Below are 14,835 nucleotides of genomic sequence, written 5' to 3'. Positions count from 1 at the left end.
AAGGACAAGACCCATGAAAACCTCCACGCTCGCCATCGCGATGGCGCTTGCCTCCACCACTTCGGCCCTTGCCGCTGAGGGCGAGGCGCCTTCGGCCGAGACCATCGTCGTCACCGCGCCGCGGATTACCTCGCTCGATGCAGCGGCCGCAGCCGAGGACGAGCACGCCACCAGCCCGGACGGCGCGGCGTTCATCGCCCGCCAGCCCGGTGCCGCGCTAGTCGATAACGGCACGCTTTCAGGCCAAGTGCAGATGCGCGGCCTGTTCGGGGAACGCATCGCGCTGCGCATCAATGGTCAGCAGTTCGCCACCGGCGGGCCGAACGCCATGGACCCGGCCATGCATTACGCGCCGATGGCGCTGATCGACCGGGTGGAGATCGCGCGCGGAATTTCGCCGGTGCGCGATGGGCCGGGGCTGGGCGGCGGGATCAACACCGTGCTCAAGCAGGTGCGGTTCGGTGAGGGCCAGGACCTGTCGCCGCAGGTCGACATCTCGGGCCAGTACCGCAGCGTCGATGACAGCGTGGCACTGGGGGGCATGGCCGGGCTGGCCAGCGACAGCCTGCGCTTCGGCGTGATCGCATCGTGGGAGAAGGGCGACGACACGCGCTTTCCCGGCGGTCGCATTGCCACAACGGGCTATGAACGCGCGGTCTATGGCGTTCATGCCGGATTGCGCACGGGAGCAGGTGAACTGAGCCTCGAATACCGCCGGCAGGAAACCGGGCGTTCGGGCAATCCGCCGTTTGCGATGGACATCGTCTATTTCCACACCGACTTCGCCCGGATCGGCTTTGCGGGCGATGTCGCGGATGGTGTCCGGCTGGAAGCGCACGCCGATTATGCCGGTGTCAGCCACCGCATGAACAATTATGAAGAGCGGCCCGCGCCAGCTCTTGCCATGACCCGTCAGTCGGACACTTATGCCGACACCATGAGCGCGGATGTGTCGCTGCGCTTCGGCTCGGCACAGCGCCACCTGCGGATCGGTGCGGATTTTGAACTGATCGACAAGGGCTACATGCTCTACAATCCGCTGGCGCCGGCCTTCTTCATCCATCCGCTGGACCGCGCACACAGCGATCGGCTGGGCGCCTTTGCCGAATGGCGCACCGGTGCCGGTCCGGTGGAGGCCGAACTCGGTGTGCGGGTGGACCGCCACGGCGCCGAAACCGGGGCGCCGCGCTTTGGTCCAGGCGTGCCTGCTGGTCCCGCAGGTCTGGCGCTGGCCTTTGCCAATGCCGACCGGGAATGGTCAGGCACCACCCTCGATGCCTCGATGCGGTTGTGGGCGGAACTGGGGGCGTTCACCCCGCGCCTGACGCTTGCCCGCAAGACCCGTGCCCCCAGCCTGATCGAACGCTTTTCCTGGCTGCCGACCGAGGCCAGCGGCGGACTTGCCGATGGCAACATCTATGTCGGCACGCCCGGCATCCGGCCGGAAAAGGCGTGGATCGCGGAACTCGGCTTCGATTGGGCTGGGGCAACGACCTATGCACGGCCGGTCGTCTATTACCGCCGTATCGACGATTTCATCCAGGGCGTGCCTTATGACGCCACGCCTGGGGTGGTTAACACACCGGTCGAAATGGTCTCGCAGGCAAGCGGCGATGCCACGCCGCTGCGCTTTGCCAATACCGATGCGGAAATCTGGGGGGCGGACATCGCCTTTGGCGCGAAGATCGCTGGCCCTATGCGGATCGACGGCGTGGCGAGCTATGTGCGGGGCAGGCGTCGCGATGTGGCCGACAATCTCTATCGCATGGCCCCGGCCAACGGACGTCTTGCGCTGGCATGGGAGACCGCGCGCTGGTCCTTGTCGATCGAGGGGCAGGCGGTGGCCGCGCAGAAGAAGGTGTCATCCACCAACGATGAGGCGGCGAGCAGGGGCTATGTCCTGGCCAATTTCTATGGCCATTGGCTGGTGCGCGAGGGACTGCGCCTCGATTTCGGTATCGAGAACCTGTTCGACCGCCAGTATCTCGAACATCTTGCGGGCTATAACCGCATCGTCGGCTCTGACGTTCCGCTGGGCGCGCGTCTGCCGGGACCGGGACGTTCCGCCTTCATGCGCCTGCGTTGGGCGATGAACTGACGGTGCCTGTGCGGGGCGGGCCTGCCTTTGGCCGACCGGTCCCGCGCCGCGCGTTTACCGCCGCGGACGATCTGCTTTCGTTAGCGCGCGGATCGCGATGTCGAGCTGAACCCGCGAGATTTCGCCCACATGAGTCTGCCGGATGGTGCCGTCAGCAGCGACGAACAGCGTCGTTGGCAGTGCAGGTGAGCCGGTGAAAGTGCTGAGCATGCCTTCCTGATCCAGCGCAACGTCGCGGGGCGGAAGGCCCTGGCTTTGCAGGAAGGCGCGAAGCTGCGCGGGGGTTTCGCCCTGATTGACCAGCAGGACCGCCGCACGCCTTTCGTTGGCAGCGGCGTTGATCAGCATCGGCATTTCGCGGCGGCAGGGCGGGCACCAGCTGGCCCAGAGGTTGAGCACGGCGGGACGGCCGCGCAGATCGCCTGCCGTGATGCTGCCGCCCCGCGCCATGTCGAAGCGCAGGCCTGTCGGCAACAGGATCGCGGACCGCGGAGCCTGTCCCTCGGCGAAGGCCCACCACACCGAAGAAAGCGCCGCCAGCAGACCTAGCCCCGCCGCAATCGGGCGAAGCCTGCGCATGATCACGACCACCACCAGCGCCGCTGTCGCCACTCCCGCGCTCCATACCCAGCCTCCCAGCCACGCCTGTAACGAGACGACCGGATCGAGCGCGAAGCTCTCCCGATGGACCCACACATAGGCCGCTCGTGCGCCGACAAGGCCAGCCAGAAGTGCAAGCCCTGCGGGTTGCCAGCCAGCTATGGCAAACCGGCGCACGATCCAGTCCATCCCGGCAAGGAAAGTGAGGATGAGCGCTATGGCCACAAGGCGATCGAGCGCCATCGCCAGCGGGCCGATCTGGATAATGTCATTGGGGTTCATGTGTCTTGTCAGTGGTAGGGGCGATTGCCGTCGACGCCCAGCGCATGACGGTGATCAACGACTTCGACCTTGCCCCGCTCAGGTTCTGCAAAGGCAGTGGCGCTGATCGACAGCAAGTTGACCGCGGAGATGATTGCAGATCGGTGCATGGTTCGCCTCATCTGCCGCGGTGATTTGAAAGCTTAACCTCAGGCGCGCGCAGAAACGAGCCAGGCGGTGTAACCCATCATCACACCTTCGCCGGCCCGGTGGTGCTGGTCGAAAAGCTCGACTAGATCGGCCTGCGCCGCTTGCTGCACGGACTCCGGATAGTCCAGCAGGACTTGCCCGAAAGCCATGGCGTTGCAGGCGAACTGCTGCGCCTGACTTGGGGTGGCGCCCGGCCCGCCGACGGCGAGCAGTCCCTTGGCGGCGATGATATCCACGCCGTGGAAACCAGCGCCATCGAGAATCTCCCGCATGTAGTCGAGGTCTTCGAAAGCAAAGGGGCCAGGCGCGCGGGGAACGGGGGCCAGCAGTTCGGCATGGCGGCGCGCCACCGCCATGCCTTCCAGCATCCACGGGTTCTGCTGGGGCGGCCCCCACACGGCAAGGTCGATCCGCCCGCCCGGCTTGAGCAGCTTGCGTAGGTTGGCGAAGGCGGGAATCGGCTCGGCAAAGAACATGCTGCCGAAACGTGAAAACAGCCGGTCGTAGGGGCCATCGGGCAGTGTCACGCTGGCCGCGTCGGCGCACAGGAAGCGTGCATTGGCGATGCCGGCGGCCGCAGCGCGGCGCGTGGTCGCCGCGATCAGATCGGGCGAGATGTCGATGCCGAGCACTTCGCCGCCCGGCTGGACAGACTGCGCGATGGCAAGCGTTGTAGCGCCGCCGCCGCAGCCGATATCCAGCACGCGTTCGCCGGGCGAATAGGCCGCGTGTGCCAACAAGGCATTGCCGACCGGCGCAATCGTGCTTTCAAAACCGCTGAGGTTTGCCAGCCACCGCGCGCCCATTTCGCCGGCCCAGTCTTCATACTTCAGGGCATCGGCGTGGGGTAGGGGATTATCGGTCATGGGGCGTCCTTCGGCTGCATGGCTTCCGAATTTACCGTAAGCCAATCAAGTCCCAAAAGAAAGTGACGACTCGCTTTTATTGTGGCATTGGCAGGGAATGAGCCGTCTTTATCTTTCCGCTGACATGCGGCGCGCCGAAACCATAGCGACGGTGATCGGACTGGCGGCGCGGAGTGACCCGACGGAAATCACTACGGGGCAGATCGCGGCGGCCATGGGCGTGTCGCAAGGCGCGCTGTTTCGCCATTTTCCCGACAAGCAATCAATGTGGACCGCCGTTCTCGACTGGACCTGCACCGAATTGCAGCGCCGCTTCGACGGTGTTCGGGCTTCGCAGCCGCTCGCACGGCTCGAGGCCATGCTGGCAGCGCATATCGGCTTCATCATGGAGAACCCTGGCGTGCCGCGCATTTTATGGGGCGTACTCCAGCGCACTGGCGAAACTCCGGCCAAAGACATCGTCCGGCATTTGATGGCGACTTACCGCGCGCGGGTGGCAGGCGAACTGTCGGTGGCGCATGCGGCCCGGCAGATTGCCGGGGACGCCGATCTCGAAGCAGCGACAGTGATGTTTCTGGCGCTTGTCCAGGGCCTCGTGATGCAGGCGCTCGCCATTGATGATTTCTCGGCATTGCCGGCCATGTCTGAGCGGCAGTTTGCGCTCTTTCGCCGCAGTCTGGAGGCCGTGGAATGACTCTGCCATTCTACTTGGGGCCGTTCACCTTGAGTCGGCGCGCCTGGATGCTCGTGGCGGTCCTGGTGCCATTGCTTCTGGTCTTTGCGTGGGTGGCTTTCCGGTCCGGACCGCTTGCGCCTGTGCGGGTGACGGCGGTGACGGTGGGGGAACGAGCGATTGCTCCCGCACTGTTCGGCATCGGCACAGTGGAAGCACGCTATACGCAGCGCATTGGCCCGACTGCGCCGGGGCGCGTCGCCAGCCTTGCCGTTGATGTCGGGGATCGGGTGGAGGTGGGGCAACTGATCGCAGTGATCGACCCCATCGATCTTGACCAGCGCATTGAGGCGGCATCGGGTAGTGCAGGCCGTTCTGCGGCGCTTGAACAGGCCGCCGCATCGCAAATTGCGGATGCCCGCGCACGGCTGGAACTGGCCCGCAGCGAAGCCGCGCGCGGCGAGGAACTATTCCGTGGTGGCTGGCTGACCCGCACCGCACTCGACCAGCGCCGACAGGCACTCGCGGCGGCGCAGGCGGGGCTTGCAACTGCACAGGCGAACCGCACTGCCGCCACGCAGGATCGCGGTCGTACCGGCGCCGAACGCGCGGCCTTGCTGGAGCAGAAAGCCAACCTGCGGCTTGTCGCACCGCGCGCGGGGCTGGTCGTTCGCCGCCTTGCCGAGCCGGGGACCACTGTTGTCGCCGGACAAGCCGTGATCGAAGTGGTCGATCCGTCGGAACTGTGGATCAATGCCCGTTTCGACCAGTCGCGTGCGGGAGGTATTTCGTCAGGCTTGCCGGCGCGTATCGTCCTGCGTTCACGGTCGGACAAGCCGCTGAAAGGATCCGTGCTGCGGATCGAGCCTGTCGCCGATGCGGTGACGGAAGAAGTGCTCGCCAAAGTGGCCTTCGATGGATCGGCCAGCCTGCCGCCAATCGGTGAACTGGCTGAAGTGACTGTTGGCCTGCCGCCGCAGCACAAGACGCTCGCCTTGCCAAATGCGGCGATCCACCGGATCGACGGGGAACTGGGCGTCTGGGTGATCCGTGACGGCGATCCGGAATTCGTGGTGGTCAAGCTGGGCGCAGAGGATGCGGAAGGCTGGGTCCAGGTGCTGCAAGGGCTGGCGAAGGGCGAGCAGGTCGTCCTGCATAGCGCCCGGCCGCTCGGTTCTGCCAGCCGTCTCTCGATCGTCGACAAGCTCCCATGACCGGTCCGTCATGGTGATATCGTCATGATCAGTCTGGCCGGCCGCGACATCCTCCATGGCTGGGGCAAGTTCGTCCTCACCGGCGTGGGGCTGGGGCTGCTGATCGGCGTCACCCTGTCCATGGCCGGTGTCTATCGGGGCATGGTGGACGATGCCCAGGCGCTGCTCGACAACAGCGGTGCGGACTTGTGGGTCGTACAGAAAGACACGCTTGGCCCCTATGCCGAGCCATCGAGCCTCAACGAGGATACCGAGCGCCCGATCCGCGCCATGGCCGGGGTCGATCGCGCGGCGGGTGTCACCTACCTTACCATGCAGATCGCGCATGAAGGCAGTGATGTGCGAGTCATGGTGGTGGGCGCGGAAGTTGCCATTCCCGGTGAGCCGGGACAGCCGCCCCACCTGCTCGCCGGCCGCCGGATCGTGCACGGCCACTACGAGGCCATAGCAGACGTCAAGACCGGCTTCGCCATCGGCGACCGGGTGAAAGTGCGCCGGAATACTTACCGCATCGTCGGATTGACCAGCCGCATGGTCTCGTCCGGGGGCGACCCCATGCTGTTCCTGTCGCTCAAGGACGCGCAGGACGCGCAGTTCGATAGGGACAGCGACGCCATAGTCCGGGAACGGGCGCGCACGGCGTCCAGCCCGGTGCTGAACCCGCCGGGCAATCCGGCGGTGGCCGAAGCGGTCAATGCCGCCCAGGCGAGCAGCAATAATGTGAATGCCGTGCTCGTGACGGTGAAGCCGGGGGCCGATGCCGATCAGGTCGCCGCGGCAATCCGGCGCTGGCAGCGGGTGACAGTCTATACCCGCGCCGATATGGAGAGCATTCTGATCGACAAGATGATCGCCAATTCCGCGCGGCAGATCGGCATGTTCCTGGTGATCCTGGCCATCGTCAGCGCGGCGATCGTCGCTTTCATCATTTACACCATGACGATCGGCAAGATCCGCGAGATTGCGGTGCTCAAGCTGATCGGCACCCGCAACCGGACGATTGCCGGCATGATCCTGCAACAAGCGCTGGGCCTTGGCCTGATCGGATTCGCCGTGGGGAAGATTGCAGCCAGTTTCTGGGCGCCGTTCTTCCCGAAATACGTGCTGTTGCTGCCCGCTGATTCCCTGCGCGGCTTTTTCGTGGTCATGGGCATCTGTACGCTGGCGAGCCTGCTGGCCATCCATGCGGCGATCAAGGTCGATCCGGCGGAGGCGATCGGTGGCTGAAGGCATCCGCATCGAGAACCTGGTCAAGACCTATGGCAGCGGCGACACCGCGGTCCACGCCCTGCGCGGGGTAAACATGGCGGTCGCCAAAGGCGAGGTCGTGGGGCTGATCGGGCCATCTGGCTCGGGCAAGAGCACGCTACTCAAGTGCCTCGGCGCGGTGATCGAGCCCAGTTCGGGCCGGATGATCATCGGCGACAATGTGATTTACGACGATGGCTGGAAAGTCCGCGACTTGCGCGCACTGCGGCGCGACCTCATCGGGTTCATTTTCCAGGCACCCTATCTGATCCCGTTTCTCGACGTGACCGACAATGTGGCGTTGCTACCCATGCTGGCGGGCAAGCCAAATGCCGTCGCCCGCAAGGAAGCGCGCGATCTGCTTGATGCCCTCGACGTCGGGCACCGGGCGGGGGCCATGCCATCGCAGCTTTCCGGCGGGGAGCAACAACGGGTTTCAATTGCCCGTGCGCTCGTTAACCGCCCGCCGGTTATTCTGGCCGATGAGCCGACCGCGCCGCTCGACAGTGTCCGCGCGCTGGCGGTCGTCGATCTGCTCAACAGCATGGCCCGGCAGTTCGATACCGCGATTATCGTTGTGACACATGACGAGAAGATCATTCCGACCTTCCGCCGACTCTACAACATCCGGGATGGCATCACACTGGAGGAGCAAATTGCCCCCTCGCTCGGTTGATCAGGCCCCGATTGCCTGCCGCGCCCAGTTGACGATGGAATTCGCCGGCATGGCGCCAGACTGTCGTGCGATTTCGCGGCCCTTGCGGATCAGGATGAGGGTAGGGATCGAACGGATGCTGTAGCGGCCAGCAATCGCTTGCTCCGCTTCAGTATCGAGCTTGCCCAAACGGACATAGGGCTCCAGTTGCGCTGCCGCCGCGGCAAATGCAGGTGCCATCTGACGGCACGGACCACACCACGACGCCCAGAAATCGGCGAGCAGCGGGATGTCGCTTTTCGTGGCATGGGCATCGAAGTTTGGAGTTCCCAAGGTTATTGGCTGCCCGTCGAACAGCGCGTTGCCGCATCGGCCGCACTGAGGTGGTGCCGGAAATCTGGACAGGGTGTTAAGCTACTCTGATCTTCCCCCGGTTGCGCGGACACCGATGAAGGGCTCATTGGAGCCAGGAGGTGTAAGATGGCAAAGGTTGGGAAGCGATATTTCACGGACGAGTTCAAGCGCGAGGCGGTGACGCTATGGGAGACGAGCGGTCGGATGCAGGCCGACGTTGCGCGTGAGTTGGGTATCATGCCGACGATGTTGAGGCGCTGGCAACGGGCACTGGAGATCAAGGGGACAGTGCCTGCGGCGAAGCCGCTATCATCGTCGATGGCGTCGCCGGCGGATCAGGCGTCGGAGATTGCCAGGCTACGCCGCGAGCTCGATCGCACGCGCATGGAGCGCGACATTCTAAAAAAGCGGTCGGCATTTGCGCGGAGATGCCACGGTGAAGTTCCAGTTCATCCGCGCCCATGCTGGCCCCTGGCCGGTCAGCGTCATGTGCCGCATGCTCGGTGTGTCGCGCAGCGGCTATTACGATTGGCGCGATCGACCGCCGAGTATGCGCATGACGGAGAACGCCGTGTTGCTCGCCGATATCCGCCGGATCCAGGCGCGGCATTCCGGGCGATACGGCAGTCCCCGGATGCATGCCGCGCTGCGCGCGGAAGGGCGCGGCTGCAGCCGCGGTCGTGTCGAGCGGCTGATGCGCCGTCACGGCATTCGTGCGCTTGCCGGTCGCCGCTTTCGGCCCTCGACGACCGACAGCCGCCATTACCTGCCGATCGCGCCGAACCTGCTAGCGCAGCGCTTCGAAGCAACGGCGCCGAACCGCGTGTGGCTGGCCGATATCAGCTATATCCCGACCGGCGAAGGCTGGCTGTATCTGGCGGCCGTGCTCGATCTGGCGACGCGCAAGATCGTGGGCTGGGCGATGCGGGATCACATGCGCACCGAACTGACGCTCGCTGCGTTGATGATGGCCGCCCAACGGCAGCGACCAGCACGCGGACTCGTGCATCACTCCGATCGCGGATCGCAATATGCCGCCGGGGCTTATGTCGATCAACTCACCGCGATCGGCGCGACCGCGTCGATGAGCCGCACCGGAAACTGTTACGACAACGCGCCGATGGAGAGCTTCTTTCATACGCTGAAGGTCGAACTGGTCCATCAATGCCGCTGGGCAACGCACGTCGAAGCCCGGCAGGCTCTGTTCGGATATATCGAAGGCTATTATAATCGGCATCGCATGCACTCGGCGCTCGGGTATCTCACCCCCGAACAGGCCGAGCAACGCATGACGGGCTAACCCTAGTGTCCGCACAACCGGAGGAAGATCAACTCCCGACCTGATGGATTGGTACGGGAATGAAGACGACGAGAAAGCGCTACAGCGCCGATTTCAAAGCGAAGGTGGCAATCGAAGCGATCCGGGGCGACCTGACACTGGCGGAGCTGGCGGCCAAGCATGGCGTGCACCATACAATGATCGCCGCCTGGAAGCGGCAAGCCATCGGCGGAATGGCGAGCACGTTCTCCGGCGCCGGCGATGGGGCCAAGGCCGTCAGCGAGAGCGAGGTGGAAAAGCTGCACGCCAAGATCGGGCAACTGGTCGTGGAGCGGGATTTTTTAGCGAAAGCCTTCGGTCGATGAGCGTGGACCGGAGGCGGGCGATGGTCGAACCTGCTCACCATCACCTGTCGATCGCGGCGCAGTGCCGTCTGCTTCGGATCAGCCGCTCGTCCTATTACTACGCGCCGGTGCCAGAAACGGACGAGACGCTGGCACTAATGACGGTAATCGACGAGATCTTCATGGACTGCCCATAGTACGGCAGCCGCCAGATGGCGCGGCATCTGCGGCGTGCAGGACATGAGGTCGGCCGTCGCCGAGCACGGCGGCTGATGGCGAAGATGGGCCTGACGCCGATCTACCAGCGGCCGCGCACGAGCGATCCGCACCCACAGCACCGGGTCTATCCGTATCTGCTGCGCAAGCTGGCGATCGATCGGCCCAACCATGTGTGGTGCGCCGACGTGACCTACATCCCCATGCGTCGGGGCTTCCTCTACCTGGTGGCGATCATGGACTGGGCAACCCGCAAGGTGCTGGCCTGGCGCCTGTCGAACACGATGGACGCCGGCTTTTGCGTCGCGGCTCTGGAGGAGGCACTTGCCCGGTTCGGCAGACCGGAAATCTTCAACACGGATCAGGGCAGCCAGTTTACCAGCTTCGCCTTCACCAGCGTGCTGCGCGAGGCCGAGGTCCGCATCAGCATGGATGGCCGGGGCCGGTGGATGGACAACGTCTTCATCGAACGCCTCTGGCGATCCCTGAAGTATGAGTGCGTCTACCTCCATGCCTTCGAGACCGGATCGGAGCTGCGCGCTGGCCTTGGCCGGTGGATCACCTATTACAACACCCAGCGTCCGCACTCGGGCCTTGCCGGCAGAACCCCGGTCGAGGCCTATCGGCGGATCGGGCAATCAGATCATGGGGGGCATGCCCCCCATGATCTGATGATCAAGCAGGCGGCATGAACGACAACTGGGATTAGCTTAACTCAGCCGCCAAACTGTCCAAGAAGGCGGGACCACCTCAATGCGCGCAACCGCGCGCTCGGAAAAGCAGGCGAAGAGCTCGTCCTGCACCACGAAAAACGATCATTGCTCTCCGCCGGGCGGGAGGACCTCGCCGACCGGGTGCGCTGGACTGCGATACAGGATGGCGACGGCTATGGCTTCGACATCGCCAGCTATGAGCCCGATGGCCGCGAACGCCTGCTTGAGGTCAAGACGACCAATGGGTGGGAGCGCACGCCTTTCCACATTTCCCGAAACGAGCTGGCGGTTGCAGAAGCCCGCCGCGATGACTGGCACCTGGTGCGAGTCTGGAGCTTTGCCCGGTCACCGCAGGCCTATGTCTTGCGGTTTCCGCTGGAAGCCCATGTCGAATTGACCGCTACGAGCTTCCTGGCCGGACTGCGCTAGCGGCGGTTCAGGGAGTCGGACAGCACGAGCCGAAGGCTGCAAGCCAAAAACAGAATATGACTGTCATCGGGTGGGGAGGCATCATCCCCACCCAACGGATCGATATGTTCAGCGAATATTCCTGCGCTGAACCATGTTGACGATAGCCAGCAGGATCACTGCGCCGACAAAGGCGATGATCAGTCCGGTCAGCGAAAACTCCTGTACGCTGCCACTGATGCCCAGCAGCGGCCCTGCGACAGCATTGCCGATCAGCGAGCCGACGCAGCCAACAACAATATTCCAGAAGATGCCCATCGAGGCATCGCGGTTCATCACCTTGCTGGCGAGCCAACCGGCAACCCCGCCCACGATCAGTGCGATAATCCAGCCCATAGTGCCTTCCTCCTCAGTTGCGGATTTCCAGGTGCGTCACGCTGACGTCTACAAATGACCCGTCACCGAGGTCTTCGGGGACTTCGCCGGGTGACAGCACCACCCGCCAGATCAGCGCCCCGATTGCCGCACCCACGAGCGGCGCGACCCAGAACAGCCACAGTTGCCCCAGCGCGGCGGTCTCGGCGAAGAGTGCGACGCCGGTGGACCGGGCTGGATTGACCGAGGTATTGGTGACCGGGATCGAGATCAGGTGGATCAGCGTCAGCGCCAAGCCGATTGCGATTGGCGCAAAGCCGGACGGTACCGCCTTCGAGGTCGCGCCGAGGATGACGATCAGGAAGCCTGCTGTCAGAACGATCTCGATCAGCAGGGCTGCCTGCATCGTGTAACCGCCGGGCGACAGGTTACCAAAGCCGTTGGACGCAAAGCCGCCTGCGCTCCACCCGGTCTTGCCAGAAGCAATGGCGTAAAGCACAACTGCGGCAGCAATCGCACCCACCACCTGGGCGATCCAGTAGGGAATCAGATCTTTCCAGCTGAAGCGATTGGCCAAGGCCAGTCCGAGCGAAACCGCGGGATTGAAATGGCCGCCGGAAATCCCGCCCACTGCATAGGCCATAGTCAGGACAGTCAGGCCGAAAGCCAGCGAGACCCCGACAAACCCGATGCCTAGCTCCGGATATCCGGCTGCCAGCACGGCAGACCCGCAGCCGCCAAAAACGAGCCAGAAAGTGCCGAAAAATTCGGCCGACAATTTGCGCACCATGATCCCCTCCTGTTTTGACTTAACTCCTCGACATTCGAATGACGCACCGAGGTGACGCCGCCTGGGCTTCAGCTCTTGCCGAACAGATTCTTGGCCATGCCCATCACATCGTTCAGGGGATTGCCGTCGCCGTCGCGGTCAAGCTTGCCCAGAAGTCCGGCAGCTTGCGGGTTTTGGCCGATGAGCTGGCTGACCTTTGCCAGGGCTCCATCGCCGCCAATCTGATCGACGATCTTGCTCAGCGTTCCGCTGTCTATTCCCGTCTGTGAAGCGGCAGTGGCTACCGTATCGCCGGGCTGCGGATGGGCGGCACCCAAGGCGGCAACGGCCTTTTCTGCCAGCGCTGGATCGAGGCCGACTTTGCTCGCAAGGTTCGCAATATCAACATTGCTGCCCAACTGGCCCAGAATTCCATCAAGTATACTCATGGCAATGTCCTCTTCTTGGCTGAGGCGTAAGTTCTGCGACCAGTCGGGTCTCAGATCCCGCTTTCACGCTCATCGATCGACGATGGCGCTCAGGCGGTGATGGAAGGAGCGGTGCGGCGTATCGCCTCGCGAGATGTCGTGAAACGTTCCTCCGCCCAGGATCGGCAAGATCCCCTCGACTTTCAGCATGTCTTCGAAGCTGTGCACGTCGACATGGACGTGCAGTCTGCCATCGAAATCGAAGCTGATGACCGCTCCCTTGGGGCAGGCACTGGTCAACATGTCCAGGATCTTGTTCAACTCGTCGGTGATGACGGTTGACCGCTGTTCGGGAAGGCGCTCGACGCTCTGCCTTTGCACCGGGCTATCACTCATAAGACTTCCCCCCATTGCAGGTTTCAAGGCGTTCAATGGCTAATGGCGGCATCCATGGTCTTGGCTTGGTCGATCCATTTCTGGACCTGAGACGCTGCAGGCAAGGCCCGGGTCAGCTTCTTTGCGTCATTCACCTCGGCCATCTTGGTCGCGAGATTTTCGGCGTTGCGCGTGGCCAGCTCCTTGACGGTATCGACCCCGGCCGCCTCGAGCAGTTCCGAATATTCCTCGTCAACGCCCGAGATCCGCATCAGGTCCGCCATGTTGGCCCATTTGAGAAGCTGGCTGGCAGAAAATCCCGTCTGCTCGGCTGTGTCATCCCGGCCCTTGCGGCTGCCGCAGGCTTTGAGCAGGTCGTCCGTCGTCTTGATCCCTGCCGCTTGGAGCCGTTCGGCGTACTTTGCACCAATGCCTTCGATTTCATCGATCTTGTACGCCATGATCCGCTCCTTGATTTATGTCGTGTGCAATCCGTTCTCTGACTGGCCTGAACAGAGTTCGCTCATCTCGACGCATCGGGTCTTGCAAACGCCGATCAAAAGTCTCTGCCGCTCGTACATGTCACGATATTGCTGCGATTGCATCATGGCATTTTCAGGGTCCGTGACTTCTCGTTGTCAGTCTTTGCCAGCAATTGCTACGCTATGCCGGCAGACTTGAAAGGATCATCACCCATGCCGAATGCCGACGCCGCCAGAGCGCGCCTCACGCAGCAACTCGCCGAGCTCGAAGGCCGGCAACAGCGCCTCGCTCAGGAGCTGTCCGAGCCGTTGAACCCGGACTCATCCGAGCAGGCGGTCGAGATGGAGGATGACGCCTCGCTCGAAGCCCAGGCCGCGCTGGTCGCGCGTGAAATTGCCTCGGTAAACCGTGCCTTGTTGCGCATCGAGAATGGGACCTACGGTGAATGCGTTCGCTGCGGCGATGCCATCGCTCCCAAGCGACTTGAGGCGCGCCCGGAAGCGGCACTGTGCATTTCCTGCGCAAGTAGCGAGCAGTGACCCGATCCGCTTGAATCCGCATGACCGCAAGCCCTGCTCAGCCGTGGTGTGACGTTCTGGATTTCTGGTTTCCGGAAGGTCGCACTGTTGATGTGGACGCAGAGACTCATCACAAGCATTGGTTCTGGCGCATGCAGGGCGGTGCAGACGAGGCGATCGTCGCCCGGTTTGCGGAACTGACGGTGCGCGGTGCGCTAGGCGAGCTCGACCATTGGGCAGACGAGCCAGAGGGCCGGCTCTCGCTCATTGTCGTGCTGGATCAGTTTTCGAGGTCACTCTGGCGAGGCACGCCCCGGGCATTTGCGCAGGATGCCGCGGCCTTGGCACTGGCCATGGATGGTCTGGAGAACGGGCACTTTCAGGCCCTTGTGACACCCTGGCTCAAGATAGCCTACACTCAGCCACTCGGTCACTGCGAGGGCCCCGATCACCTCGAGCGTATCGATCTCCTTATCCGCCTTCGCCAGGATATCGCTTCAGTTGCGCCGGATCAGTTGCGCCCAATTTATCGATCCTTGGTGAAACAGGCCGAAGACGTCCGCCAGGTCATTGCCATCTTTGGCCGCCACCCGCACCGCAATGAGAGCCTTGGCAGGCAATCAACGCCTGCGGAAAAGGAATATCTCGAAAAGGGCGATTTTCCGCACCTGCGCGCATTCAAGCCCACACGCCAGTGACGGCAAGCCGAGGTTGAAATCGACCGGTGCAACCTTAACGGCAATCGAGT

Annotated in this window: 18 protein-coding genes and 1 pseudogene; 10 read left to right on the top strand and 9 right to left on the bottom strand. The window is 63.4% G+C overall.

What is annotated here, in order from left to right; translation table 11 throughout:
* Window positions 1-13 precede the first annotated feature (13 nt).
* Window positions 14-2,098, top strand: a complete 2,085-nt coding sequence (locus tag PE061_RS01390; RefSeq protein ID WP_271257449.1) for a TonB-dependent receptor domain-containing protein — start codon at window positions 14-16, stop codon at window positions 2,096-2,098.
* 54 nt (window positions 2,099-2,152) lie between these two features.
* Here the strand turns inward: PE061_RS01390 and PE061_RS01385 are convergent, their stop codons facing one another.
* Genes PE061_RS01385 through PE061_RS01375 form a run of 3 tightly spaced genes read right to left on the bottom strand, consistent with a single transcriptional unit; the run spans window position 2,153 to window position 4,035 of the window.
* Entirely contained in the window at window positions 2,153-2,980 is an 828-nt protein-coding gene (locus PE061_RS01385; protein ID WP_271257448.1) for a TlpA disulfide reductase family protein, read from the bottom strand.
* Between the two features lie 8 nt (window positions 2,981-2,988).
* A complete protein-coding gene (locus tag PE061_RS01380) occupies window positions 2,989-3,129 on the bottom strand; it encodes a hypothetical protein (RefSeq protein WP_271257447.1) in 141 nt (46 codons plus the stop codon).
* 39 nt (window positions 3,130-3,168) lie between these two features.
* On the bottom strand, window positions 3,169-4,035 hold the full coding sequence (locus PE061_RS01375) for a class I SAM-dependent methyltransferase (protein WP_271257446.1): 867 nt from the start codon (window positions 4,033-4,035) through the stop codon (window positions 3,169-3,171).
* A gap of 97 nt (window positions 4,036-4,132) precedes the next feature.
* On the opposite strand from PE061_RS01375, the gene PE061_RS01370 reads away from it, so the two are divergent.
* The 4 genes from PE061_RS01370 to PE061_RS01355 are packed head-to-tail and all read left to right on the top strand — an operon-like array spanning window position 4,133 to window position 7,846.
* Window positions 4,133-4,729, top strand: coding sequence for a TetR/AcrR family transcriptional regulator (locus PE061_RS01370; RefSeq protein ID WP_271257445.1), 597 nt, complete (start codon window positions 4,133-4,135; stop codon window positions 4,727-4,729).
* A complete protein-coding gene (locus PE061_RS01365; protein WP_271257444.1) occupies window positions 4,726-5,922 on the top strand; it encodes an efflux RND transporter periplasmic adaptor subunit in 1,197 nt (398 codons plus the stop codon). Before PE061_RS01370 ends, PE061_RS01365 begins: the two co-directional genes overlap by 4 nt.
* Before the next feature lie 24 nt (window positions 5,923-5,946).
* The gene (locus tag PE061_RS01360) at window positions 5,947-7,149 is read left to right on the top strand and encodes an ABC transporter permease (protein WP_271257443.1); all 1,203 of its coding nucleotides are present in this window, start codon (window positions 5,947-5,949) and stop codon (window positions 7,147-7,149) included.
* Complete coding sequence (locus tag PE061_RS01355; RefSeq protein WP_271257442.1) at window positions 7,142-7,846, top strand: ABC transporter ATP-binding protein; 705 nt, start codon at window positions 7,142-7,144, stop codon at window positions 7,844-7,846. The genes PE061_RS01360 and PE061_RS01355 overlap by 8 nt, the downstream gene beginning before the upstream one ends.
* On the opposite strand, the gene trxA is transcribed toward PE061_RS01355, so the two are convergent.
* The gene (gene trxA, locus PE061_RS01350) at window positions 7,847-8,230 is read right to left on the bottom strand and encodes a thioredoxin (protein WP_271259104.1); all 384 of its coding nucleotides are present in this window, start codon (window positions 8,228-8,230) and stop codon (window positions 7,847-7,849) included.
* A 75-nt stretch (window positions 8,231-8,305) separates the two neighbouring features.
* Between trxA and PE061_RS01345 the strand changes: the two genes are divergently transcribed.
* The 3 genes and pseudogenes from PE061_RS01345 (at window position 8,306) to PE061_RS01335 (ending at window position 11,160) form a co-directional block, all read left to right on the top strand.
* A protein-coding gene (locus PE061_RS01345) for an IS3 family transposase (RefSeq protein WP_420794306.1) occupies window positions 8,306-9,479 on the top strand; the annotation gives its coding sequence in 2 pieces (ribosomal slippage) (window positions 8,306-8,589 and window positions 8,588-9,479; 1,176 coding nt in all).
* 59 nt (window positions 9,480-9,538) lie between these two features.
* A pseudogene (locus PE061_RS01340) lies at window positions 9,539-10,710 on the top strand (IS3 family transposase).
* Between the two features lie 12 nt (window positions 10,711-10,722).
* Window positions 10,723-11,160 carry a DUF3883 domain-containing protein gene (locus PE061_RS01335; protein WP_271259103.1) on the top strand — a complete coding sequence of 146 codons (438 nt, stop codon included), beginning with the start codon at window positions 10,723-10,725 and terminating at the stop codon, window positions 11,158-11,160.
* A 108-nt stretch (window positions 11,161-11,268) separates the two neighbouring features.
* Here PE061_RS01335 and PE061_RS01330 read toward each other — a convergent pair whose 3' ends face one another.
* The 5 genes from PE061_RS01330 to PE061_RS01310 all read right to left on the bottom strand — a co-directional run bounded on the left by PE061_RS01330 (window position 11,269) and on the right by PE061_RS01310 (window position 13,547).
* Window positions 11,269-11,535, bottom strand: coding sequence for a GlsB/YeaQ/YmgE family stress response membrane protein (locus tag PE061_RS01330; protein WP_271257441.1), 267 nt, complete (start codon window positions 11,533-11,535; stop codon window positions 11,269-11,271).
* 13 nt (window positions 11,536-11,548) lie between these two features.
* On the bottom strand, window positions 11,549-12,304 hold the full coding sequence (gene aqpZ / locus PE061_RS01325) for an aquaporin Z (RefSeq protein WP_271257440.1): 756 nt from the start codon (window positions 12,302-12,304) through the stop codon (window positions 11,549-11,551).
* A gap of 68 nt (window positions 12,305-12,372) precedes the next feature.
* A complete protein-coding gene (locus tag PE061_RS01320; RefSeq protein WP_271257439.1) occupies window positions 12,373-12,732 on the bottom strand; it encodes a hypothetical protein in 360 nt (119 codons plus the stop codon).
* Between the two features lie 69 nt (window positions 12,733-12,801).
* The gene (locus PE061_RS01315; protein WP_271257438.1) at window positions 12,802-13,107 is read right to left on the bottom strand and encodes a hypothetical protein; all 306 of its coding nucleotides are present in this window, start codon (window positions 13,105-13,107) and stop codon (window positions 12,802-12,804) included.
* Window positions 13,108-13,139: 32 nt separating this feature from the next.
* A complete protein-coding gene (locus PE061_RS01310; RefSeq protein ID WP_271257437.1) occupies window positions 13,140-13,547 on the bottom strand; it encodes a DUF4332 domain-containing protein in 408 nt (135 codons plus the stop codon).
* A 234-nt stretch (window positions 13,548-13,781) separates the two neighbouring features.
* Here PE061_RS01310 and PE061_RS01305 point away from each other — a divergent pair, with 234 nt between their 5' ends.
* On the top strand, window positions 13,782-14,108 hold the full coding sequence (locus PE061_RS01305; protein ID WP_271257436.1) for a TraR/DksA family transcriptional regulator: 327 nt from the start codon (window positions 13,782-13,784) through the stop codon (window positions 14,106-14,108).
* Between the two features lie 20 nt (window positions 14,109-14,128).
* Window positions 14,129-14,785 (top strand): DUF924 family protein, encoded by a 657-nt coding sequence (locus PE061_RS01300; protein WP_271257435.1) that lies wholly within the window; start codon window positions 14,129-14,131, stop codon window positions 14,783-14,785.
* Window positions 14,786-14,835: the final 50 nt, after the last annotated feature.

This window comes from Sphingosinicella microcystinivorans, from assembly GCF_027941835.1.
In the GTDB taxonomy this organism is placed as follows: domain Bacteria; phylum Pseudomonadota; class Alphaproteobacteria; order Sphingomonadales; family Sphingomonadaceae; genus Sphingosinicella.
This window is presented reverse-complemented; position numbering and strand designations above follow the sequence as displayed.

What these genes read in the sequence shown, in the direction of transcription:
- PE061_RS01330 (WP_271257441.1), bottom strand. Translation starts at nt 11,535, where the DNA reads ATGGGCTGGATTATCGCACTGATCGTGGGCGGGGTTGCCGGTTGGCTC.
- PE061_RS01385 (WP_271257448.1), bottom strand. Translation starts at nt 2,980, where the DNA reads ATGAACCCCAATGACATTATCCAGATCGGCCCGCTGGCGATGGCGCTC.
- PE061_RS01310 (WP_271257437.1), bottom strand. Translation starts at nt 13,547, where the DNA reads ATGGCGTACAAGATCGATGAAATCGAAGGCATTGGTGCAAAGTACGCC.
- PE061_RS01320 (WP_271257439.1), bottom strand. Translation starts at nt 12,732, where the DNA reads ATGAGTATACTTGATGGAATTCTGGGCCAGTTGGGCAGCAATGTTGAT.
- aqpZ (WP_271257440.1), bottom strand. Translation starts at nt 12,304, where the DNA reads ATGGTGCGCAAATTGTCGGCCGAATTTTTCGGCACTTTCTGGCTCGTT.
- PE061_RS01300 (WP_271257435.1), top strand. Translation starts at nt 14,129, where the DNA reads ATGACCGCAAGCCCTGCTCAGCCGTGGTGTGACGTTCTGGATTTCTGG.
- PE061_RS01375 (WP_271257446.1), bottom strand. Translation starts at nt 4,035, where the DNA reads ATGACCGATAATCCCCTACCCCACGCCGATGCCCTGAAGTATGAAGAC.
- PE061_RS01380 (WP_271257447.1), bottom strand. Translation starts at nt 3,129, where the DNA reads ATGCACCGATCTGCAATCATCTCCGCGGTCAACTTGCTGTCGATCAGC.
- PE061_RS01315 (WP_271257438.1), bottom strand. Translation starts at nt 13,107, where the DNA reads ATGAGTGATAGCCCGGTGCAAAGGCAGAGCGTCGAGCGCCTTCCCGAA.
- PE061_RS01360 (WP_271257443.1), top strand. Translation starts at nt 5,947, where the DNA reads ATGATCAGTCTGGCCGGCCGCGACATCCTCCATGGCTGGGGCAAGTTC.
- PE061_RS01305 (WP_271257436.1), top strand. Translation starts at nt 13,782, where the DNA reads ATGCCGAATGCCGACGCCGCCAGAGCGCGCCTCACGCAGCAACTCGCC.
- PE061_RS01370 (WP_271257445.1), top strand. Translation starts at nt 4,133, where the DNA reads ATGAGCCGTCTTTATCTTTCCGCTGACATGCGGCGCGCCGAAACCATA.
- PE061_RS01365 (WP_271257444.1), top strand. Translation starts at nt 4,726, where the DNA reads ATGACTCTGCCATTCTACTTGGGGCCGTTCACCTTGAGTCGGCGCGCC.
- PE061_RS01390 (WP_271257449.1), top strand. Translation starts at nt 14, where the DNA reads ATGAAAACCTCCACGCTCGCCATCGCGATGGCGCTTGCCTCCACCACT.